At 64.0% G+C, this 20,212-nt stretch carries 20 protein-coding genes; 11 read left to right on the top strand and 9 right to left on the bottom strand.

All coding sequences use genetic code 11. The features are described 5' to 3' along the window. Positions 1 to 1,130 precede the first annotated feature (1,130 nt). A complete protein-coding gene (locus G5S42_RS12940) occupies positions 1,131 to 2,480 on the top strand; it encodes a replication initiation protein (protein ID WP_176107091.1) in 1,350 nt (449 codons plus the stop codon). Between the two features lie 59 nt (positions 2,481 to 2,539). On the opposite strand, the gene G5S42_RS12935 is transcribed toward G5S42_RS12940, so the two are convergent. Beyond that, positions 2,540 to 3,595 (bottom strand): ParB/RepB/Spo0J family partition protein, encoded by a 1,056-nt coding sequence (locus G5S42_RS12935; RefSeq protein ID WP_176107090.1) that lies wholly within the window; start codon positions 3,593 to 3,595, stop codon positions 2,540 to 2,542. A gap of 24 nt (positions 3,596 to 3,619) precedes the next feature. Then, positions 3,620 to 4,279, bottom strand: a complete 660-nt coding sequence (gene parA / locus G5S42_RS12930; RefSeq protein ID WP_176107089.1) for a ParA family partition ATPase — start codon at positions 4,277 to 4,279, stop codon at positions 3,620 to 3,622. 729 nt (positions 4,280 to 5,008) lie between these two features. Here parA and arsC point away from each other — a divergent pair. After that, complete coding sequence (arsC, locus tag G5S42_RS12925; protein ID WP_176107088.1) at positions 5,009 to 5,368, top strand: arsenate reductase (glutaredoxin); 360 nt, start codon at positions 5,009 to 5,011, stop codon at positions 5,366 to 5,368. Between the two features lie 54 nt (positions 5,369 to 5,422). Here arsC and G5S42_RS12920 read toward each other — a convergent pair whose 3' ends face one another. Then, positions 5,423 to 6,406: a sulfonate ABC transporter substrate-binding protein gene (locus G5S42_RS12920; RefSeq protein ID WP_176107087.1), complete on the bottom strand. Its 984-nt coding sequence runs from the start codon at positions 6,404 to 6,406 to the stop codon at positions 5,423 to 5,425. Between the two features lie 180 nt (positions 6,407 to 6,586). On the opposite strand from G5S42_RS12920, the gene G5S42_RS12915 reads away from it, so the two are divergent. After that, a complete protein-coding gene (locus tag G5S42_RS12915; RefSeq protein ID WP_176110511.1) occupies positions 6,587 to 6,874 on the top strand; it encodes a DUF1272 domain-containing protein in 288 nt (95 codons plus the stop codon). 24 nt (positions 6,875 to 6,898) lie between these two features. On the opposite strand, the gene G5S42_RS12910 is transcribed toward G5S42_RS12915, so the two are convergent. Together G5S42_RS12910 and G5S42_RS12905 are read right to left on the bottom strand one after the other, a co-directional pair. Continuing rightward, a complete protein-coding gene (locus tag G5S42_RS12910) occupies positions 6,899 to 7,105 on the bottom strand; it encodes a zf-HC2 domain-containing protein (RefSeq protein WP_176107086.1) in 207 nt (68 codons plus the stop codon). Beyond that, positions 7,092 to 7,700 carry an RNA polymerase factor sigma-70 gene (locus tag G5S42_RS12905; RefSeq protein ID WP_176107085.1) on the bottom strand — a complete coding sequence of 203 codons (609 nt, stop codon included), beginning with the start codon at positions 7,698 to 7,700 and terminating at the stop codon, positions 7,092 to 7,094. The genes G5S42_RS12910 and G5S42_RS12905 overlap by 14 nt, the downstream gene beginning before the upstream one ends. Positions 7,701 to 8,152: 452 nt before the next feature. Between G5S42_RS12905 and G5S42_RS45170 the strand changes: the two genes are divergently transcribed. Beyond that, on the top strand, positions 8,153 to 8,287 hold the full coding sequence (locus G5S42_RS45170) for a hypothetical protein (protein ID WP_260331982.1): 135 nt from the start codon (positions 8,153 to 8,155) through the stop codon (positions 8,285 to 8,287). An 83-nt stretch (positions 8,288 to 8,370) separates the two neighbouring features. On the opposite strand, the gene G5S42_RS12900 is transcribed toward G5S42_RS45170, so the two are convergent. Further along, positions 8,371 to 8,586 (bottom strand): hypothetical protein, encoded by a 216-nt coding sequence (locus tag G5S42_RS12900; protein WP_176107084.1) that lies wholly within the window; start codon positions 8,584 to 8,586, stop codon positions 8,371 to 8,373. A gap of 289 nt (positions 8,587 to 8,875) precedes the next feature. Here G5S42_RS12900 and G5S42_RS12895 point away from each other — a divergent pair, with 289 nt between their 5' ends. After that, positions 8,876 to 9,433: an NADPH-dependent FMN reductase gene (locus tag G5S42_RS12895; protein WP_176107083.1), complete on the top strand. Its 558-nt coding sequence runs from the start codon at positions 8,876 to 8,878 to the stop codon at positions 9,431 to 9,433. 104 nt (positions 9,434 to 9,537) lie between these two features. Here G5S42_RS12895 and G5S42_RS12890 read toward each other — a convergent pair whose 3' ends face one another. The 3 genes from G5S42_RS12890 to G5S42_RS12880 form a co-directional block, all read right to left on the bottom strand. Beyond that, complete coding sequence (locus G5S42_RS12890; RefSeq protein ID WP_176107082.1) at positions 9,538 to 10,710, bottom strand: hypothetical protein; 1,173 nt, start codon at positions 10,708 to 10,710, stop codon at positions 9,538 to 9,540. Between the two features lie 236 nt (positions 10,711 to 10,946). Next, positions 10,947 to 13,241: a hybrid sensor histidine kinase/response regulator family protein gene (locus tag G5S42_RS12885; protein WP_176107081.1), complete on the bottom strand. Its 2,295-nt coding sequence runs from the start codon at positions 13,239 to 13,241 to the stop codon at positions 10,947 to 10,949. A gap of 255 nt (positions 13,242 to 13,496) precedes the next feature. Beyond that, positions 13,497 to 13,643, bottom strand: coding sequence for a hypothetical protein (locus tag G5S42_RS12880; protein WP_176107080.1), 147 nt, complete (start codon positions 13,641 to 13,643; stop codon positions 13,497 to 13,499). Between the two features lie 203 nt (positions 13,644 to 13,846). Between G5S42_RS12880 and G5S42_RS12875 the strand changes: the two genes are divergently transcribed. The 6 genes from G5S42_RS12875 to shc all read left to right on the top strand — a co-directional run bounded on the left by G5S42_RS12875 (position 13,847) and on the right by shc (position 20,210). Further along, positions 13,847 to 14,212, top strand: a complete 366-nt coding sequence (locus G5S42_RS12875; protein ID WP_176107079.1) for a response regulator — start codon at positions 13,847 to 13,849, stop codon at positions 14,210 to 14,212. After that, entirely contained in the window at positions 14,205 to 14,828 is a 624-nt protein-coding gene (locus G5S42_RS12870) for a chemotaxis protein CheC (protein WP_176107078.1), read from the top strand. The genes G5S42_RS12875 and G5S42_RS12870 overlap by 8 nt, the downstream gene beginning before the upstream one ends. After that, the gene (locus G5S42_RS12865; RefSeq protein WP_176107077.1) at positions 14,825 to 15,775 is read left to right on the top strand and encodes a sensor domain-containing diguanylate cyclase; all 951 of its coding nucleotides are present in this window, start codon (positions 14,825 to 14,827) and stop codon (positions 15,773 to 15,775) included. The genes G5S42_RS12870 and G5S42_RS12865 overlap by 4 nt, the downstream gene beginning before the upstream one ends. Positions 15,776 to 16,007: 232 nt before the next feature. Further along, positions 16,008 to 16,856 carry a presqualene diphosphate synthase HpnD gene (gene hpnD / locus G5S42_RS12860; protein WP_176107076.1) on the top strand — a complete coding sequence of 283 codons (849 nt, stop codon included), beginning with the start codon at positions 16,008 to 16,010 and terminating at the stop codon, positions 16,854 to 16,856. A gap of 4 nt (positions 16,857 to 16,860) precedes the next feature. After that, positions 16,861 to 18,129, top strand: coding sequence for a hydroxysqualene dehydroxylase HpnE (gene hpnE, locus G5S42_RS12855; protein WP_176107075.1), 1,269 nt, complete (start codon positions 16,861 to 16,863; stop codon positions 18,127 to 18,129). Continuing rightward, a complete protein-coding gene (shc, locus tag G5S42_RS12850) occupies positions 18,126 to 20,210 on the top strand; it encodes a squalene--hopene cyclase (protein ID WP_176107074.1) in 2,085 nt (694 codons plus the stop codon). Before hpnE ends, shc begins: the two co-directional genes overlap by 4 nt. Positions 20,211 to 20,212 lie beyond the last annotated feature (2 nt).

Below are 20,212 nucleotides of genomic sequence, written 5' to 3'. Positions count from 1 at the left end.
CGCGATTGGAAAGGTGAGGGGATTCGGGGCGCGGCTGATGAGGCGGATCCGCGAGCTGGTTTAGCCGGCGATTTCGCCGAAGGTGAGGCTTTTCGGGACACTCTGGCTTTGGTTCTGAGCGTTAAGGTGAGGAAATTCGGGACCGAAATGGAGGCTGCGGGCCGGAGATGCCCGGCTGATGGCACTTGACGGGAGTAGGTATACCTGGTCTCTGATCGCAAAGGTGATGCTTTTCGGGAGGTCTGTGGAAGGCGATGAAAAGTACTGCGGTGCGAAAAAGCCGGCTTAAGGTGAGATTTTACGGGGACACCCCCGGTTCGAACATTCGGTGGAATTGGCGCAAGCTATTGAAATTATGGAAATTTTTCCTTTCCGACAGCAAAGGTGAGGGTTTTCAGGAGTTCTCAGGACAGGGACGTTTGGACCTCCAGCAGCCTCAAAGGTGAGGCTTTTCAGGAGATCACATTTGGGAAATGCGGTACTGGCGCGACACAAACACGTGTCGTGTTGTCCCGTTCGGCGGTGCTGCGGTGAGAGTTTTCGGGAGCACCGGAGTGGTGAGGATTTGCCTACGGCTCGTCTCCCCTTCTACGGCAGTTCGGTCGAAGCTCGAAGTCGCAAACGATGGTTAACGGGGGCGGGTGTCTCGGCGGTGCCGGTTGAGTCGTCAGTAGAGGCGCCGCGCAGTCGAACGTTGCTCGCCCCCGTCGCGCCGCGGGTCCGATACCGTGCGTGAATTCCATTTATTGATGCGGAGTTTGCGTCGCCCGGCAGCACGCGAGAATCGACGAAACCGTCGCGAGGCCGCACGACGAAGTCCCACCGGCTCCAGACACCGTCCGTTTACACGACGTCCCGAAAAATCCGCGAAAATTTTTGAGGTGAGAAGATTCGGGATCAGGTGCTCCCCCTTCCGGTACGCAGCGAAACGGGCTGGATTCGCAAACGCCGCGACCGGCAAGGAGAGCCCGATCCTCGTGGCGCGCGGGCGAGGTGAGGGTTTTCGGGACTTGCTCGAGGTGAGGTGCGCTTCGTAAACTCGCTTCACCGGCAATGGTGAGATGCGCGCTATAGACGCGTATCACCACAGCCGGTATGCTCTCGCGAAATCCCCTCCCTCACCTCGACGCATGGCCACGAAGCGCGCGAAAAAGACCGATGTTGTCAGCCCGAGCTCGGCTGAGCTGCGCAAAGCCGTCGAGGCAATTGCGATCCAGCCCAAGAGCGGCAAGATCACGTTGCTCACGCGCAAGCTCTTTAACGTTCTGCTCGCGGTGGCCCAGCAAGCGGATGAATCGGGCGACACCTATCGGGCGCTGCTGTCCGACATCGTCGCTAATTCCGCGTTCGATTCCAATGACACCGCGCTCGTCAAGGAGCACCTGCGGCGCATGGTGTCGGTGCAGGTCGAGTGGAGCACCGGCACCTCGAGTCAGAAGCCCGGCCGCAAATGGGGTATTTCGACGCTGATCGCGGACGCGGAAATTCTCGAAGATCCGACCACGCGTCGCGTCTGGGTCGAGTTTTCGTTTGCGCCGAAGATCAAGAAGAAGCTGCTCGATCCGGTTCAGTATGCGCGGCTAAGCCTGCAGTTCCAGAGCCAGCTGCGCAGCAGCGCGGGCCTCGCGCTCTACGAGATCTGCGTGCGCTACCTGACCAACCCGAGCCATCTGACGATGCGCGAGACCTGGGAATGGTGGCGGCCGATTCTGTCGGGCACGCCCGATACCGAAGCCGGCGACGAGGCGAAGCGCGAGTACAAGTATTTCAAGCGCGACTACCTGCGCCCGGCCATCGCCGAAGTCAACGCGGTCACGAACATTTTCGTCGAACTGATCGAGCATCGCGAGGGTCGGCGCGTCGCCGAAATCCAGTTCCGCGTGACCGAGCGCAAGCAGCCGATGCTCGCGCTCGACGAACATCCGAACGTGTTCGACAGCACGCTGGTCGACCGGATGGTGAAGATCGGCATTCCGCTGAAGGAAGCGCAGACGCTTTACGCGGACAGCGAAGAGAACCGGATCCGCGCCGCGTTGCAGATGACCGAGCAGCGGATGCGCAGCACGTCGCTGCCGCCGGTGCGTAGCGCGCCGGCGCTGTTCAAGGATGCGTTGAAGAAGGGCTATGCGCCGCCGGTCGAGGCGCTGCCGGCTGGTGGCGGCACCAGCAAGGCCATGGCATCGCCGGCCGACGATCTGAAGGCGCGTCTGCTCGGCGAATACTCGGCTTACCGTCGCAAGCAGGCCTACGAGTTGTACAACGAACAGGGGGAGTCGGAGCGCGATATCGCACGGCAATCGTTCGAGGAAGAAGAATTGCCGGGGCTCGGCACGCACATGCGCGACGACTGGCGGCGTCGCGGGCTCGATTCGAAGATCGTGGAAACGGCGTTCTTCGACTGGCTCGCGCGCAGGACCTGGGGCGAACCCACCGACGGCGATCTGCTCGCCTTCACCCTTAACCAGTCGCGCGCGGCCTGATGGGTCGATAACGGCCTTTGAAAGACAAGGGGCGGTGCAAGCGCACCGCCCCTCATGTTTTACTTCAGCATCTTCTCAATCTGCCGCAGGATGTCGTCACGCTTTTCACGCGTGAGGCCTTTCAGGCGCAACTCGAGTCGGTCGTCCCCATATGATTTCAGATCGCCGACCGACACACCACCAAGCTTGATTTCCAGACGTTGCGCATAGCGCTGCCGGCCCGCCGGTTTGGTGCTTTCCTGCGCGGTCGCGCGCCCCTTGACGATGTCGGCGACCTGGCGTGTGCTCAGATCGTCGGAAAGGATCCGGTTGATCAGTCGCAGCGTCGCGTCCGCGCCGCGAGCCGTGTGATAGCGGCCGACCTGGTATGCCATGTTCGAGCCGAAGCGGTCAGGGCGCGCGACCATCTCCTGCATCACGGTTTCCGGCAGCTTGGCGATGGACAGCGCGACTGCGACCGTCGATTCGTCGAGCCCGAGATGTTCGGCCAGTTCCTTCTGGCTCTGGAAATGCCGCTCGTCGAGAAAGCGTCGCCACACGATTGCGTTGTCGAACACGGTCTGCGAGTCGCGCTGCACGTTGAGGTCGTAGCCGAGCTTGTAGCTTTGGATGCCGATTGGCAGATCGATGACGATCGCTTTCACCGACTCCTTGTTCGCTTCTTTCAGCGCGCGCACGCGTCGGCCGCCGTCACTGACGAAGTAGGTGCCAGGGTTGTCGTAGTCGGGAATGACGTGAATCGCCTGTTGCTGCCCCTGCTTCGCCAGATTGACGGCAAGCTCGGCAATCGACGACTTCACATAGAAGTACCGTGGATTGAACGGGCTTGGCTTGATGGTCTTGAGCGCCAGTTCGATGATCTGGCCGGGACGATAGCCGTGCTCGAGCCGCCATGCGCGGTAGGCCGCCGATTCGTTGTCCGGATCAGGGATCTCGGCGTCCTGCAGACGCGACGGCACGACGGCCGGAATCGGACGCCCGGCGATCGCGGAGTTTTTCGCGTCATTTTTAACCAGGCCGTCGATCGCATTCAGACGGTCGAGTGCGGTGCGCTTTTCACTGCTAGTCGTGTCAGGACGTGCTTGAAAGCCTTTGGCGAATTGGGACGGTTTCATTCAGGGTCCTTTATGCGCATAAATTCACGGGAGCAAGGCGGCGATCTCGTTGGCGCACGCCCGTACTTCGAGCGCGGCGAGCTTCGCGCCGCGGTCGTTCATCTGAAGCACCGTTTGCCCCAACGCCATTGCCTGCTTGTAGGCTTCGCGCGTGGGAATCTGGGTCTTGAGGAGAGGGAAGCCGAGTTCTTCGAGCGCGCGCTTCAGCTCGCGCGTCAGCATCCGTTTCTCTTCTGTCTTATTGAGCAGGAACACGGCACGCAGGTCTTCGTTCATGACCTGCGCCTGCTGAACGAGCTTGACGAGGCCGATACTCGACCAGTAATCGGCGGGGGACGACGAAGTTGGGATCACCGCGACGCTCGCTGCAAGCAGGACGACGCCGGAGACTTTTTCGGTGATGGAGGGCGGGCAGTCGACGACGATGATGTCGTAGTCCGCCACGAACTTCTTGATCTCGCGATGGATCTGGCTGCCTGCTTCGGACAGGTTGACGACGGCGAATGGAATACCAACGTCGCCGTCGGAGGCGCTGGCCCAGTGGATCAGAGTGTTTTGGCCATCCGCGTCGACGACGAGAACGCGTTTGCCTTTCTCGTGAAATGCAGCGCCGAGATGCATCGCGATGGTGCTCTTCCCGACCCCGCCCTTCTGCTGTGTTACCGCGATGATTTCTGCCGCCAAATTTCACCTCCTCTTTTTAGACGCAAATGGATTTTACCTGGTTGAATTGCTATTTCAAATCATTTGAGTAAGGGAAATTCGGAAATAGGCCATTCGGCAAAGGGTTTATGCGCATAAAGAGGCATCAGCAGTTGCCCCGGGATCTTGTGGGGTGTCAGGGCAGGAATGGACTGAGGCTTAAGCGTTGCTGATCGCTATCTCTCGGAGGGGACGGGACGAGAGGAATGAGTGCTCGCGTGCTGCGTACCCAGTCGTCGGCAACTAGTCGCGATTCGCGAGCTGATCTCGCGGAGAAAAGGAGTGCGCCCACACATCCTAGCGACCCAAGGCAGGCCAGACTTTATGCGCATAAAGTTCGCGCGGCAATTGACCCGGTGGAGCATTCGCCATCGAGTCGTCCGAGGCGGCTCCTTCGCCGTCGCGGCAGCAAGCGGCAAACGTGGAGGCGGCGCTTCATCAGCAAGTGAATATAGGTTGTAGAGGGTATTGCGCCCGCGCAAGCAAATCGCAGGCTCGATGAGAACTGACGCTGCGAGCATTAAACGATACCGGCTCACCTCGGAAGGCAGCATCGGTTTATGCGCATAAACCGACCCACCCTACCGATCGTTCAAACAACGCGCATGCCGGGCAATCATCCCGCGCCACGCCATCAAGTCACCCGCTAAAATTCCCGAACCCTTCTAACCGTCACAGCAACCTTCAACGGCGCAAGCCCTCAACCCAGCCATGATCACCATCTACCACAACCCGCGCTGCTCCAAATCGCGCGCTGCCTGCGAACTCGTCGCGAACACCTACAACTCCGCAAACGAACCGACGGAAATCGTCGAATATCTGAAGAAGCCGCTGACCGTCGCGGAGCTCAAGAATCTCAATGCTCAACTCGGCTGTGCGGTCCGCGAAATGATCCGCGACACTGAGGCCGAATATAAAGAATTCAATCTCGCCGACCCGTCGCTGACGGACGCCCAGGTCTATGAAGCATTGGCGAAGCATCCGATTCTTTTGCAACGACCTATCGTCGTGAGAAACGGGCGTGGCGTCATCGGCCGCCCACCCGAAAATGTCGCCGCGCTTTTCGACTGATCGCGCGACCGTCGAAGTCAACCGATCTGCGCGATGCGACCTCGAACCGCTGCGCTAGGCTTTGCCCGACAGCGCGGCATCCTTGGTCACGATCTTCGTCGGGATCAGGCGCAGTTCGGTGAACGTGTCCGCAATGCGTTGTTGTTCCGCAAGCACGTTCGCGTCGACGGGCTTATAGATATGCGCGTAATGCCGCAAGCCTGATTCGATCACGCTAGCGTCGAGCCCTTGAATCGGCGCGAGTTGTGCGGCGGCCTCGCTGTAATGGCCGCGCACCCACTCCCCTTCCTTGCCGACTTCATCGATCACGATCGCAAGAACGTCGCCGTTATGTTGCGCGAAGGGTCGCGCGCTCAGAAAGAACTGGTGGTGACTGACGATACCTTCCGCATCGGCAAGCAGCCGCGCGTTCGTCTGCCTTTTGGCGGCTTCGAGAAACGGATCCCAGATAGCCCACGCATCGACCGCACCGCGCTCGAAGGCCGCGCGTGCATCGGCAGGCGGCAAATACACGGGTTGGATCTCGCTGAACTTCACGCCGTTTTTTTGCAACGCGGCGACGAGAAACCAGTGCACATCCGAGCCCTTGTTCAGCGCAATCTTCTTTCCCTTCAGATCGGCCAAGCTTCTGATCGGCGCGTCCGGATGCACGAGGATGCCTTCGGCGTGCGGGGTCGGAATTTCATACGCGGTATAAACGAAATTGGCGCCCGCGGCTTGCGCGAACACGGGCGGCGCTTCGCCCACATAGCCGAAGTCGATCGCGCCGACGTTCAGCCCTTCCAGCAGTTGCGGCCCAGCCGGAAACTCGGTCCATTTGACCGTGATGCCGAGTGGCGCAAGGCGCTTTTCGAGCGTGCCGTGCGCCTTCAGCAATACCAGGGTGCTCGCGGCTTTCTGATATCCGATGCGAAGTTCTTTTGCATGTTCATCGGCGGCAAATGCGGTAGTGGAGAAGACCGGCAACGCGGCGGCGGCCAGCGTTGCGCCTACGCCGGCGAGAAACGTACGGCGCGTCAGCAGCGGATCACGGTGCATGAGAATACTCGTCGAAAGAGAATTTAACGGACACCAAGGCTGGTCCGATTGGCTCCGACGATAATTCGTCCGTCCGCCTGGACGAACCGATAAATTCGCATAAGCAAATCATTCGGCACTAGCGAAGCATTGCGTAACGCCGAAGGTCCGACCCACCCCCTCCCGCTACAATCGACCGGCATTACAGCGGCGTCGGCCAGCGACTCGCGCGGCAAGTCACTCCCGCCGAACGCGCCCGACGCGACGATTTGCACCTACGAATGCAGGTTCTGTGAGGTCTGCCCGCTGACGAGGCTGCGCAACGTGTGTCCGAATTGCGGCGGCAATTTCGCGCATCGCCCGATTCGCACTCGCGCGCAACTCGCGAAACATCCCGCGCGTGCCGATGCGCATACCGTCGGAATCGATGAAGCGTCGCATGCCCGCTTTTTCGAACGCTATTGCGACGCGCCGCCCGGTGAGCGCTGAACCGCGAGGTGGCAAAGCGGCAAATCACTCCTCGCCGCTCACCGCTCCATCGGCGCTCGCGACTCCGCTCGCCACATGCGCGGCGACCCGCAGCAGGCGGATCTGTTTGCGATAGTTCCGGCACCCGCTGCAGGTCGGCAGATGCAGGCGGATCGCGAGCCATTCGCCAGTCGACAGCGAGCGGTCGAGCGCGTCGGATAGCAGCCGCGTGATGTCCTTACACTTCCCCATTCGCGTCCTCGCTGGATAGGCCCTTTTCGCTCAGGCACGTGCGCAGCCGCAGCCGCGCGCGATAGATCAGCACGCTGCAATGATTCGCGTTGATCTGCAGTTCGGCACAGATCGCCGCGATGTCGAGGTCGAGAAACTCCCGCATCATGAACACGCGTCCGATGTGCTCGGGCAAATGCTCGAGGCACATTTCGAACAGCGTCCAGAACTGCTGCTGGCGCAGTGCGGTTTCGGGTGTCGGCCATGGACGCGGTTTGGTCTCGCGCGACCAGTGGCCGTTGTCCTTGAAAAGCTCGCGATCGAGTAACGCCTCGCCGTCGAGTTCGGCTTCGAGCGACGACAGATTGACCGTGCGCTGGCGCGCACGCAGCGTGTCGACGAGCTTGTGGCGCAAGATGCCGAATACCCAGGTCTTGTGCTCCGACTGCGCGGAAAAACGCGCTGCCTGAGTCCACGCGGCGGTCAGCGCTTCCTGCACGGCGTCCTCGGCGGCCGCGGCATCGCGCAATTGCAGACGGGCGAAGCGGACGAGGTCGCGCCGCAATTGCGCGAGATAGATGGGATCGTCGAGCGACGGGCCGCCTGGCTGCGTCACGGCGTGCTCCGTCGCTGTACTGTCGGCTGCGCGTGTTGCGCTGAAACGTCGTGATTCATGAGCGGATGGTCGTCCTCGCGCGATTTGCGGATGTGTGCGCCATTCTCCCCCACGTTCCTGCCCTAACGAATCGGTATTGAACATATATCCCTTGGCAATCGATGGCCCGAGGAGCTTGGTCGCGCGGCGCGGCGGCTTATGACACCGGAAATTAATTGTTGCAAGAAATGATATTTCGGCCTGCGCGCGAGAAGGTTTTTGAATCGCCGCATCGGTCACTCAACGCGTCGCGGTCAATCACCGGTTCCATGCGCTCAGGCAATAACGATTATTTCAATTTATAAAAAAATGTCTTTTCATCTTCGCTGTTTGTGGACGCGGACCCGCTCGCTATTCTTCACGCCATCGATCGCATGAGATCGCGCAACCATACGCAAAACGAGGACCGGACCATGAAACGCATTTTCTCCGCCCTGATCGCTTCGGCCGCACTGTTCGCAGCTGCTTCGGGCATCGCTCACGCCGACGCTCCGGCTTCGGCCTGCAACGGCCCGAAGTCGTACTGCAATGTATTTTTCGGCAACTGATCGGCACGTCGACATACGCAGCAAGCAAGCAAAAGAAAAGGGCGCCGGCAACGGCGCCCTTTTTTTGCATTCAGCGCTCAGCCCTAGCGGCTCGGTGCCTTCCCTCCCCCATCGAGTCCGGCGCCCGTACGCCACACCTGTTTGCCTTGCTCCGACAGCTCACCGCAGCTATGCGTGGCGTCGGCTTCGACGCCGTCGACGGCCATCTTGCCGCCCGCCGGCTCCTGCGCGCGCTGCCGCGCTTTCTTGCGTGCGGCAACCGCTTCGTCGTGGGATTTTCCTGCGTAGTCGAGACTCATTATCCGGTCCTCCAGAAGGTCGATGGTGTCCATTTGCCTCAGATCGCCCTAGCCCGAAGGCATGCTTGATTGACAAGGTAAAAGTTCAACTTATCCACAAGGTTATTCAGCGATTCTGTGGATAACTTTTCGAGTGGCGAGGTTATCCACCGAGAGGTGCCGCAAGAACCCTTCCCGATCCGCTATCGCCTAGCCAAATCCGCCAGTGCCCAGGCGTTTCACGCGGCTTTTGCCTATCATGAACAGTCCTACTCTTTGCGCGTCGAGCGCACTAACTGAGGAAGCGAACATGGCCTATCACATTGCAGTGGTCGTCGGCAGCCTGCGGCGGGATTCGTTCAATCGCCAACTGGCTCAGGCGGTGATTTCTCTCGCTCCAGCCGATTTCACCTTCGAATACATCGATATCGGCTCCCTGCCGCTGTACTCGCAGGACTACGACGCCGACTATCCGGAAGCCGGCAAGAAGCTCAAGGAGCGCGTGCAAGCCGCGGACGGTCTGCTGTTCGTGACGCCCGAATACAACCGCTCGATGCCGGGCGTGCTGAAAAACGCGCTCGACTGGGGCTCGCGGCCGTGGGGCACGAATTCGTGGGGCAACAAGCCCGGCGCGGTGATCGGCACCTCGGTCGGCGCCACCGGTACGGCGCTCGCGCAACAGCATCTGCGCAACGTGCTCGCCTATCTCGACGTCGCGACGATGGGGCAGCCCGAAGTATTCATCAAGCACGATCCGTCGGTGATCAACGAAAAAGGCGAGATCGTCAACGACGGCACGCGCAAGTTCCTTCAATCGTTCATGGACCGCTACGTCACGTGGATCAAGCGGCATGGGGCGGTGGCGTAATCGAGACTTAGCGGCGCCGAACGCGCCCTGACCGTCCGCCGAAGCAACGAGGACACGGCGCGCGCCGCGCGAGGCGGCCGCGCCCGTTTCGCCCGCCGCATCACCTACACGTGGTGATGCCCGGTCACCCGCTCCCACCCATGACGCACCGCGAGCTTGAAGCGCTCCCACGTGCTCTCCGGCGACGTGGTTTCCCAATGGCGGCGAGCTTCGGGCTCGATCTCCTCCCACGGACGATCGCGAAAGCGCGCGTCGCGACCGATCTCCGCGCCGTAGCGATAGGCCGGCACGTAGTCTTCGTAGCGCGCGTTCGCGGCTGCGTACTGCTCGTCATAGTGCGTGCGGAAGTCTTCTTCGTACTCCAGATATTCGTTCGGCATCTGCGCGCCGGGTCCGGTGCCCGGCTGTCCGCCTTCCGGGACGACGTCGGACGGCTGGGGCTGCATCACCGCGCCCGAACCCGGCACGGAGCCGGCGGCGATGGCGCTGCGTCCCACATCGCCGGTGAGAGGATCGGCGATGGGTTCGTTGACCGGATCGCTCATCGGCCGTTCGCTGACCGGCGGCGGCGCGAACGGCTCGGCGGCCGCGCCGATGTCCGGCGGCGGCATGGCGGTCAGTGGATCGGGGCGCGGAGTCGCAGGAGGAGGCATGGTGTCGGGCGCGGTCGTCCCTGTTGCCGAAGTGGCGCCCGTCGCGCCGGCGATTCCAGTCGATTCGCCGACGCCCGCCGCACCCGTTGCGCCGCTGCTCGAACTCGCACCCGCCCCCGGTGTTGCCGTGGTGTCCCGCATGCCCGGCGTCGCGCCCGCCTCGGTCGTTACGCTCGAGGTACGCGGCGTGCCCGGCATCACCGCGCCGATGCCCAGCTCATCGAGCACCGAGTGGTCGCGGTTGGAGGCGACCGGGGCGTCCGCTTCGGGCAGGCGGTCGCCGATATCGGTCGCGCCGAGCCGCACGAGCGTGTTGCGCGCCAGTTCCGCATGCGACTGGCTCGCGGCATGAACGCACACGAGCACCGCCCCACGCCGCATCGCCTCGGCATAACGGGCGGTGTCCGACGGACGCGGCCCGGTCGAGAACAGGCTGGCGAGAAAGCGCTCGATATTCGCGAGCACGCCCGCGTTGGCGACTTCGCTGGTGGCCGAGCCAACCGATGGTTCGGCGTTCGCCTGCAACTCGATCTTCTCGCGCGCAAAACCGGTCTGCACGAGCGTGTCGCGGGCGGTTTCGGCCTGCACGTAAGTGTCGAATAAACCAATCACGAGATGTTGCATGGTTGTCTCCCGACATGTTCTGCTGGAACGGGCGGCGCCCGAGGCGCCGTCCCCTTGCCGTCTTTGGGCACGCAACGATCATGCCCCCGCACCGACGCGCGGCGGCGCTGCGTCCCGTGCGCGCCCGCGATGCCCCCCGCGCTACGCATCACGCGGGCTCGCGACCAAGAAGGCGCGGCGTGCGAGCGCCGCGCTTTTTACAAGGCCTGGTAAATGACGCCGGGACGACGCGGACGTCAGGTATCGGCCGGATCCGTGGCGGTATCGGCGCTCGTCTGCACGGTGTTGTGCTGGATCGTTTCGAGCAGCTGTTCGAGCAGTCCGATATCGAATGGTTTGGACAGCACGCGCACGTTCACGTGCCGCGCGCGGTCGAGCTCTTCCGCGTAGCCGGTGACGAGAATGACCGGCAGCGGCGGGTCGAATCCGAGCACCGCTTCGGCCAGATCGATGCCGTTCATCTTGCCCGGCATGTGAATGTCCGACAGCACCAGATCGAACGGCAGCGGCTCGCCGGTGTCCGCGCGCTTCGCGCGGGCGTCGTCGAGCACGCGCAGCGCCGTGTCGGCGTTGAACACGCAGCTCACCTGGTGGCCCATCATCTGCAACAGCGCCTCGGTGCCGGCGGCGACTTCTTCGTTGTCCTCGACGAGCAGCACGCGCAGACCGTGCGGCGCGTCGCTTGCGGGCGCGAGCGCTTCGGCGGGTCCAGCCGTCTGCGGCTCGGTCGACGCGCGCGGCAGATAGAGCCGCACCGCGGTCCCCGCGCCGATCGCACTGTCGATTGCCGCGAGCCCGCCCGAGCCCTCGCAGAATGCAAAGACCTGCGGCAACCCGAGCCCCGTGCCCATGCCTTTGGACTTGGTCGTGTAAAGCGGCTCGAACGCGTGCGCGAGCACGTCGGGTGCCATGCCGGCGCCGGTGTCCTCGAGCGACAGCTGCACGAACTCGCCGGTCAGCGGAAAGCCGTCCTCGTGGCGGAACACGACGTTGCTCGCGCGCGCGGTGAAGCGCCCGCCGTTGGCCATCGCGTCGCGCGCATTGACGGCGACGTTGATCAGCGCGAGCTCGAGCTCGGCAACATCCACACGCACCGGCCAGGTGTCGACGCCGCTATCGATCACGAGCGACACCTTCGCGCCGAGCGACGCCCGCAGCAGCTCGCGGCACGACGGCAGCCAGCGTTGGAGCGACAGCGTCTCGGTGCGCAGCGGCTGCTTGCGCGCGACGCCGAGTAGCTGCCGCGTCAGCGACTGGCCGCTCTTCAACGCGCGCTCCATCGCCGACAGTTCGCGCTCCAGTCCGCCGACGCCGCGCCGTCGCACGATCTGCACATTGGCCGACAGGATCATCAGCAGGTTGTTGAAGTCGTGCGCGACGCTGCCGACCAGCGTGCCGAGCGCTTCCATCTTGCGCGACTGGCGGTACGCGGATTCGATCGAGCGGCGCATCGATGCCTCGGCCTGCCAGCGCTGCCACGCTTCCTCTTCGGCGCCGAGGCGGCGCAGCGACAGCCAGATCACGCACCACAGGGCGATCGACGGCGTGAACATCGACAGGATCAGCACGCTCAGGTGTCTGTACCAGGCGGCCCAGATCGCCGACGTGCGATAGCCGCACAGCACGTAGACCGGATACGAGCCGACGTGCCGGAATGCGACGATCAGGTTGCCGTCGGCGAAGCTCGAGTGCATCCGCACGACGCCGGAGCGCTGCCCGTGCGAAACCGCTTCGGCGAACGGCGAATCCGGTGCGAGCGCGGTCGGCTCGCGGGGGCCGCGCGGGTAATGCGCGAGGACCGCGCCGTCGGTGCGCACGAGACTCATGATGATCGGCGTGTCGTCGCTGTTGCCGAGCAACTCGCGATAGAACGCATCGAAATAGCTGGGCCGCAGCGCGATCGACACCGTTCCCGCGAACGAACCGTTGAATTGCTGGCGCGCGACGCCCATGTTGAACACCTGCTCGCCGCTGACGTGCCCCGTCATCACTTTCGACACGCGTTCGATCACGCTGCCGTCGCGGATGCCGACGAAATCGTCGCGCTGGCCGACCGAAATTTCCGGCGCCGGATACAGGCGGCTGCTCACCAGCAGCGCGCCCTGTTCGCCGTAGATCGACACCGAAGCCACCTGCGGATAGCCGCCGCCCATCGTGCGCAACTTGTCGTGAATCGTGTGTTCGCGCGCGCGGATGCCGTCGTCGTCGAGGCCCTCGGTCAGATCGACGATGCGCGAGTTCAGCGTCTCGTTCATGTCGAACACCTTCAATGCGTGTTCTTCGGCGATCCGCACCGTACGCAGCGCCAGCTCGGTCGCATCGGCCTCGCGCGAGCGCAGATCGCTGAATGCCATCGCCGCGACGTAGACGAACGGCAGCACGATCGCCGCGACCAGCAGCGCGATCAGTGTGATGCGACGTACCTGGAAGTTCTGTTCCGGTACGGCGGGAAACGACGCGTCGTCCTGCTCGCGGGAAGGACGACCCGAAAGGCGGCCCGCTCGCACGGAGTCGACCTGGTCTGATGTCATTGTCGTTGACGCGAAAAGTCGTTCGAATCTGGCAGCCCCGTATCGGGCCATTGCCGGCACCATGCCGCCTTCAGAACAAGCATAGACGGAGCGCGGAAAAACTTGCCGCAAAGCGTCGGGGACGCGCGTCCACCGTACCGGCCGTTCTTTAAGAGCGGTTTTAAAACAGCGACGAATCGGGAAGCGCAAACGTACACAAAAGGATAAACTTAAAAGATTGCCGGTCCTGACGATAAAACTATTTCTCAAATTAACCTAGTCTGGAAACAGATCGTTACCGTCGGCGATTTCGGCGAGTTGCTTTTGCGCGGCTTTGCTTCGACAATCCTCGCCACGATAAAAGGCCGTTGCCGCCTCTGTGCGCCGGATCGTCGAGGTCCGCCAAAACGCGTCCTGCTGCATTTAGCACCCCTCTCGCCATAGGCAATTGCAATTCGACAGGCGCCACTGTACCTGGTCGCGCATCGGTCGGCATCACGTGAAGGCGTGCTGTCCTCCGCTGTCGGGACGAACAAAACGCAAACGACCAGGCGCGGAAAGCGCGCAAACGAACGAGCCGATTCCTTTATCCGCCCGCCTAAAAAACCGCCCGACCCGCCGTTGCCATGCTGCCCATTGTGATCGCCGACGATTCGCTGCTCGCCCGCAAGTTGCTCACGAAGGCACTGCCGCCCGACTGGACTGTCGACGTGTCCTACGCGACGAACGGGCGCGAGGCGCTCGCGCTCTATCGCGACGGCAAGGCCTCGGTGATGTTCCTCGATCTGACGATGCCGGACATGACCGGCTACCAGGTCCTCGAGGCGTTGCAGCACGAGGACCTCAATACCTTCGTGATCGTCGTTTCCGCCGACGTGCAGCCGCTCGCCCAGGAGCGCGTGCGCGAGCTCGGCGCGATCGCGTTCATCGCCAAGCCGGTGACGCCGGAGGCGGTCCTGCCCATCCTCAAGGAGTACGGCTTGTATGTCTGAGCCCGCCTTCACCGAAGACCAGCGCGACGCGCTACAGGAAATCGCCAACCTTGCGATGGGCCGGGCCGCGACGCGGCTCGCGGGACTGCTCGATTCGTTTATCGAGCTGTCGGTGCCGCGCGTGAAGATGGTCGCGGTGAGCGATGCGGCGCGCACGCTGCGCGAGATGACCCACATCGACGACACGGTCAGCGCGGTGCGTCAGGGCTTTCGCTCGGATATCAAGGGCGAGGTGCTGGTGATCTGTCGCAGCGACAGCATCGCGCAGCTGTGTTCGCTGGTCAGCGACCCGTACGCGCGTTCGAGCTACGAGGCGATCGGCGAGCGCGAACTGATGCTCGACGTCGCGAACCTGCTGTCGGGCGCGTGCGTGTCGTCGATACTCGACCAGCTCGGCCGCACGCCGGTGTTTTCCGCGCCGGGCGTGCTCGGCGACACGCTGACGCTCGACGAAGTGTTCCAGCCCGGCGTGCTGCAATGGCAGGTGGCGCTGCTCGTCGAAGTGAACTTCGCGCTCGAACATCAGAGTTTTCGCGCGCATCTCGTGATGCTGATGGCCGAAGACTCAATCCGTCACATGAACGAAGCGCTCGATGCGCTGCTGTCCAGTCTATGAATGTCCCAGTGGAATCGTTGAGCGACCTCGTGGTCGAGCGGGTCGGTTTTGGCATCTTCGTGCTCGATCGCGAACTGAACGTGCTGATGTGGAATCGCTTCATGCAGGACCATAGCGGCCTGTCGGCGGAGCAGGTGGTCGGCCGCTCGATCTACCAGAACTTTCCGGAGCTGCCGCGCGTGTGGCTGTCGCGCAAGATCGAGAGCGTATTCCAGCTCGGCAGCTTCGCGTTCAGCTCGTGGGAGCAGCGCCCCTATCTGTTCAAGTTCGATCACGACCGGCCGATCACCGGTGGGGTCGACTTCATGCAGCAGGACTGCACGTTCATGCCGCTGATGCGCGGCCGCGAAGTGGTGGCCGTGTGCGTGACGATCTCCGACGTGACGCATGTGAGCATTGTGCAGCGCGAGCGCGAGGAGGCGGTTGCGAAGCTGCAGGAGTATGCGAATCGCGACGGGCTGACCGGCATCGCGAACCGGCGCTTTTTCGAAGCGCGGCTGCGCGACGAGTTCACGCGCTGGCAGCGCTACGGCGGCGACATGTCGATGCTGCTGTTCGATCTCGATCACTTCAAGCGGATCAACGACCAGTTCGGTCACGGCGTCGGCGATACGGTGCTGCGCGTGATGGCGCAGCGTGTCGCGGGTGTGGTGCGCGCGCAGGACACGTTCGGGCGCTTCGGCGGCGAGGAGTTCGCGCTGCTGCTGCCGTGCACGCCGCTCGACGACGCGATGCTGGTGGCGGAGAAGATCCGTCGCGTGATCGAGGAAACGCCGGTCGAGCTGATCGGCACCAGCGTGCCGGTCACCGCGAGCCTCGGCGGCGCGTCGGCGCGCGAGGGCGTACCCGCGTACGACGTGCTGATCAACGAGGCCGACGCGGCGCTCTACAGAGCAAAGCGCCAGGGCCGCAACTGCGCGGTCGCGTTCCGGCTCGCGGGGGCCTGATTCGCTAGCGAGGGCGGTGCGGTTCCAGCTCGCCGCGCCCGGCGGCCTTTCTTTGCGTCCTCATTGGCCGCCCAATCTGCGGTCACCGGCAAAGATTGCTATACTTTTCGCCGTTTCCGGCCGCCCAGCCGGATGTTTCGCGCGTGTCCGCGCGCGCGGGCACACTGCCTTGCGGGTCGGCATAAAAACCTCTTTGAACGCCTTTCAGCGGGCGCCTCCAGCGGAGATCGTCTTGGCTGTTTCCAATCTCGTCGTGGACGATACTGAAATCGACGCGGCTGCCGCCACGTCCGGCAGCTCGTTTTATCTCGCGATGCGCATCTTGCCGGCGGCGCAGCGCGATGCGATGTACCAGGTCTACGCGTTCTGCCGCGCGGTCGACGACATCGCCGACAGCAGCCTGCCGCGCGCCGAGCGCGCGGCCGGGCTCGAGCAATGGCGCGCGGACATCGACGCGTGCTACGCCGGCCAGCCGCGGGCGTCGCTGCGCGCGCTGACGCGGCACATTCACACGTTTCATCTGCAACGCGAGGATTTTCACGCGATGATCGACGGCATGGCGATGGACGCCGCCGCCGACATCTGCGCGCCCGACGACACCACGCTCGACCTGTATTGCGACCGCGTCGCGAGCGCGGCCGGCCGTCTGTCGGTGAGGATATTCGGGATGCGTGAGGAGCCGGGCCGGCTGCTCGCGCACCATCTGGGCCGCGCGCTGCAGCTCACCAACATCCTGCGCGATATCGACGAAGACGCGGACATCAACCGCTGCTATCTGCCGCGCGAGCTGCTCGCGCGCGAAGGCATCGCGGCCACGAACCCGCGGCAGATCGCCGACGACCCGACGCTGCCGCTCGTTTGCGCGACGCTCGCCGAGCGCGCGAAGCAGCACTTCGCCGAATCCGATGCGATCATGGATCGCGAGCCGCGCGCTCAAGTGCGTGCGCCGCGCATCATGTCGGGCGTCTATCGCGTGCTGCTCGAGCGTACGCTGGAGCGCGGCTTCGACGTTCCGCGCACGAAGGTCAGCAAGCCGAAGCTGCGCCTGCTGTGGATCGTCGCGCGTTACGCGCTTTTCTGAGCTGATGCCGAAGCTCGTCCACGTGGTCGGCGCGGGCGTGGCCGGGCTCGCCGCCGCTGTGCAGTTGCAGCGGCGCGGCGCGCGGGTCGTGCTGCACGAAGCGCAGGATTACGCGGGCGGCCGCTGCCGTTCGTACTACGACTCGAGGCTCGGTGCGACGCTCGACAGCGGCAATCACATCGTGCTGTCGGCCAATGCCGCGACGCTGAACTACGTGCGTGCGATCGGCGCCGCCGACGAACTGGTCGGCCCCGCGCAGCCCGAGTATCCGTTCGTCGATCTGGCCACGCGTTCGCGCTGGAGCGTGCGTCTGTCGCCGGGGCGTTTGCCGTGGTGGATTTTCGATGCGCATGCGCGCGTGCCGAACACGGTACCGACCGATTACCTGTCGCTCGTGCCGCTGCTGTTCGCGAAGCCCGGCCGCAGCGTCGCGCAGACGATGCGCTGTGACGGTCCGCTATGGGACCGGCTGCTGCGGCCGCTGCTGCATGTGCTGCTGAACCTGGAGCCGCGCGACGCGTCGGCCGAGCTGACCGGCGCGCTCGTGCGCGAAACGCTGTTCGCGGGCGGGCTCGCGTGCCGGCCGCTCGTTGCGCGTAATGGTCTTGGCAGTGCGTTCGTCGATCCGGCGCTGCGGCTCCTGCAGCACGGCGGCGCGACGATCCGGCTCGGTTCGCGTCTGCGCGACATCGCGCTCGCGGCCGACCCGGCGCGTGTGCAGGCGCTGCATTTCGCCGATGAGAGCATCACGCTCGGCGCCAACGAGGCGGTGATTCTGGCGCTGCCGCCCGAAGCCGCAGCGGCGCTGGTGCCGGGGCTGCGTGCGCCGACGCGTTTCGCGGCCGCGCTGAGCGTGCATTTCGCGGTCGAGCCGCCGGTCGGTTTGCCGCAGATCAGCGCGCTGCTGAACGGAACGGCCGAATGGTTGTTTGCGTTCGACGACCGCCTGTCGGTGACGCTCAACGGTGACGAGCGGCTCTTCGACATGCCGCACGACGCGCTCGCGGCGACCGTCTGGGCCGAGGTCGCAGCGGCGGTGAAACTGCCGCTCGCGCCGCTACCGCGCTGGCAGGTCGTGATCGAACCGCGCGCGATGTTTGCCGCGCTGCCCGAGCAGGAGACGCTGCGACCGGGCACGCGCACTCGCTGGAACAATTTGCTGCTCGCAGGCGACTGGACGTCCACCGGCCTGCCCGCGATGCTCGAAGGTGCCATCCGCTCCGGCCAGAAGGCCGCGGATACACTGCTGAATCAACAGATGGAACGCCGATGAACGACTTATCTCAAACCCAGCCGCTCGACGCGGTGCTGCCCGAAGCCGCCGATGCGGCGCCGAACCTGGCCGAAGCTGCCGTGGTTGCCAACGCGCCCGCCGTGGCGGACGCATTGGCAACCGCAACGCCGTCGGCCATGCAAACTGCCGGCGCGAGCCCGCTCGACGCGTCGATCACGCGCGCGACCGATGCGATCCTGGCCGCGCAGCAGCCGGACGGCCATTGGATCTACGAACTCGAAGCCGACGCGACGATTCCGGCCGAATACGTGCTGCTGGTGCACTACCTCGGCGAGACGCCGAACCTCGAACTCGAACAGAAGATCGCGCGCTATCTGCGCCGCATCCAGTTGCCGAATGGCGGCTGGCCGCTCTTCACCGATGGCGCGCTCGACATCAGCGCGAGCGTGAAGGCGTACTTCGCGCTGAAGATGATCGGCGACCCGGTCGACGCCGAGCACATGGTGCGCGCGCGCGACGCGATCCTTGCGCACGGCGGCGCGGAACACGCGAACGTGTTCACGCGAATTCTGCTCGCCCTCTTCGGCGTGGTGTCGTGGCGCGCGGTGCCGATGATGCCGGTCGAGATCATGCTGCTGCCGATGTGGTTCCCGTTCCACCTGTCGAAGGTGTCGTACTGGGCGCGCACGGTGATCGTGCCGCTGCTCGTGCTCAACGCGAAGCGGCCGCTCGCGCGTAACCCGCGCAAGGTGCGCATCGACGAGCTGTTCCGCGGCGCGCCCGTGAACACCGGCATGAACGAGCGCGCACCGCATCAGCACGCGGGCTGGTTCGGCTTTTTCCGCTGTGTCGATACAGTGCTGCGCGCGGTCGATGGCCTGTTGCCGAAGGCGAGCCGCGAACGCGCGATCCGCGCGGCTGTCGCGTTCGTCGACGAACGGCTGAACGGCGAGGACGGCCTCGGCGCGATCTTCCCGGCGATGGCCAACTCGGTGATGATGTACGACGTGCTCGGCTATCCGGCCGATCATCCGAACCGCGCGATCGCTCGCAAGTCGCTCGACAAGCTGCTCGTCATCAAGGACGACGAAGCGTATTGCCAGCCGTGTTTGTCGCCGGTGTGGGATACGTCGCTCGCCGCGCACGCTTTGCTCGAAACCCGCGAAGCGCGCGCCGAACAGGCGGCCGAACGCGGGCTCGCGTGGCTGCGTCCGCTGCAGATTCTCGACGTGCGCGGCGACTGGATTTCGCGCCGTCCGAACGTGCGGCCGGGCGGCTGGGCGTTCCAGTACAACAACGCGCATTACCCGGACGTCGACGATACGGCGGTGGTCGTGATGGCGATGCATCGTTCGGCTGCGCTCACGAAGTCCGATGTCGATCGTGAAGCGATTGCCCGCGCGCGCGAATGGGTAGTCGGCATGCAAAGCAGCGAAGGCGGTTGGGGTGCATTCGAGCCGGAAAACACCCAGTACTACCTGAACAACATTCCGTTCTCGGATCACGCCGCGCTGCTCGATCCGCCGACCGCGGACGTGTCGGGCCGCTGTCTGTCGATGTTCGCGCAGATCGGTGAGTTGCCGCAAAACAGCGAGCCGGCGCAGCGCGCGTTCGACTACATGCTGCAGGAGCAGGAGTCGGACGGCAGCTGGTACGGCCGCTGGGGCCTGAACTACATCTACGGCACATGGACCGCGTTGTGCTCGCTGAACGCGGCGGGCATGTCGCACGACGACCCGCGCATGCGGCGCGCGGTGCAATGGCTCGTGTCGATCCAGAACGAGGACGGCGGTTGGGGCGAGGGCGGCGAGAGCTACAAGCTCGACTATCGCGGCTACGAGCGCGCGCCGAGCACCGCGTCGCAGACCGCCTGGGCGCTGCTCGGGCTGATGGCGGCGGGCGAGGTCGATCACGACGCGGTGGCGCGTGGGATCGACTATCTGCAGCGTGAGCAGCGCGAGCATGGGCTGTGGGACGAAACGCGCTTTACCGCGACGGGCTTTCCGCGCGTGTTTTATCTGCGCTACCACGGCTATCGCAAGTTCTTCCCGTTGTGGGCGCTCGCGCGCTTCCGTCATCTGAAGCGCAATGGGCTCACGCGCGTCACGGTCGGGATGTGACG

The sequence above is a fragment of the Paraburkholderia youngii genome, from assembly GCF_013366925.1.
In the GTDB taxonomy this organism is placed as follows: domain Bacteria; phylum Pseudomonadota; class Gammaproteobacteria; order Burkholderiales; family Burkholderiaceae; genus Paraburkholderia; species Paraburkholderia youngii.
The sequence above is the reverse complement of the archived record's forward strand: the minus strand, read 5'-3'. Positions and strand labels throughout refer to the sequence as shown.

What these genes read in the sequence shown, in the direction of transcription:
- shc (WP_176107074.1), top strand. Translation starts at nt 18,126, where the DNA reads ATGAACGACTTATCTCAAACCCAGCCGCTCGACGCGGTGCTGCCCGAA.
- G5S42_RS45170 (WP_260331982.1), top strand. Translation starts at nt 8,153, where the DNA reads ATGAAACGCATTTTCTCCGCCCTGATCGCTTCGGCCGCACTGTTCGCA.
- G5S42_RS12935 (WP_176107090.1), bottom strand. Translation starts at nt 3,595, where the DNA reads ATGAAACCGTCCCAATTCGCCAAAGGCTTTCAAGCACGTCCTGACACG.
- hpnE (WP_176107075.1), top strand. Translation starts at nt 16,861, where the DNA reads ATGCCGAAGCTCGTCCACGTGGTCGGCGCGGGCGTGGCCGGGCTCGCC.
- G5S42_RS12875 (WP_176107079.1), top strand. Translation starts at nt 13,847, where the DNA reads ATGCTGCCCATTGTGATCGCCGACGATTCGCTGCTCGCCCGCAAGTTG.
- G5S42_RS12895 (WP_176107083.1), top strand. Translation starts at nt 8,876, where the DNA reads ATGGCCTATCACATTGCAGTGGTCGTCGGCAGCCTGCGGCGGGATTCG.
- arsC (WP_176107088.1), top strand. Translation starts at nt 5,009, where the DNA reads ATGATCACCATCTACCACAACCCGCGCTGCTCCAAATCGCGCGCTGCC.
- G5S42_RS12900 (WP_176107084.1), bottom strand. Translation starts at nt 8,586, where the DNA reads ATGAGTCTCGACTACGCAGGAAAATCCCACGACGAAGCGGTTGCCGCA.
- G5S42_RS12870 (WP_176107078.1), top strand. Translation starts at nt 14,205, where the DNA reads ATGTCTGAGCCCGCCTTCACCGAAGACCAGCGCGACGCGCTACAGGAA.
- G5S42_RS12910 (WP_176107086.1), bottom strand. Translation starts at nt 7,105, where the DNA reads ATGGGGAAGTGTAAGGACATCACGCGGCTGCTATCCGACGCGCTCGAC.
- G5S42_RS12865 (WP_176107077.1), top strand. Translation starts at nt 14,825, where the DNA reads ATGAATGTCCCAGTGGAATCGTTGAGCGACCTCGTGGTCGAGCGGGTC.
- G5S42_RS12920 (WP_176107087.1), bottom strand. Translation starts at nt 6,406, where the DNA reads ATGCACCGTGATCCGCTGCTGACGCGCCGTACGTTTCTCGCCGGCGTA.
- G5S42_RS12880 (WP_176107080.1), bottom strand. Translation starts at nt 13,643, where the DNA reads ATGCAGCAGGACGCGTTTTGGCGGACCTCGACGATCCGGCGCACAGAG.
- G5S42_RS12890 (WP_176107082.1), bottom strand. Translation starts at nt 10,710, where the DNA reads ATGCAACATCTCGTGATTGGTTTATTCGACACTTACGTGCAGGCCGAA.
- G5S42_RS12885 (WP_176107081.1), bottom strand. Translation starts at nt 13,241, where the DNA reads ATGACATCAGACCAGGTCGACTCCGTGCGAGCGGGCCGCCTTTCGGGT.
- G5S42_RS12940 (WP_176107091.1), top strand. Translation starts at nt 1,131, where the DNA reads ATGGCCACGAAGCGCGCGAAAAAGACCGATGTTGTCAGCCCGAGCTCG.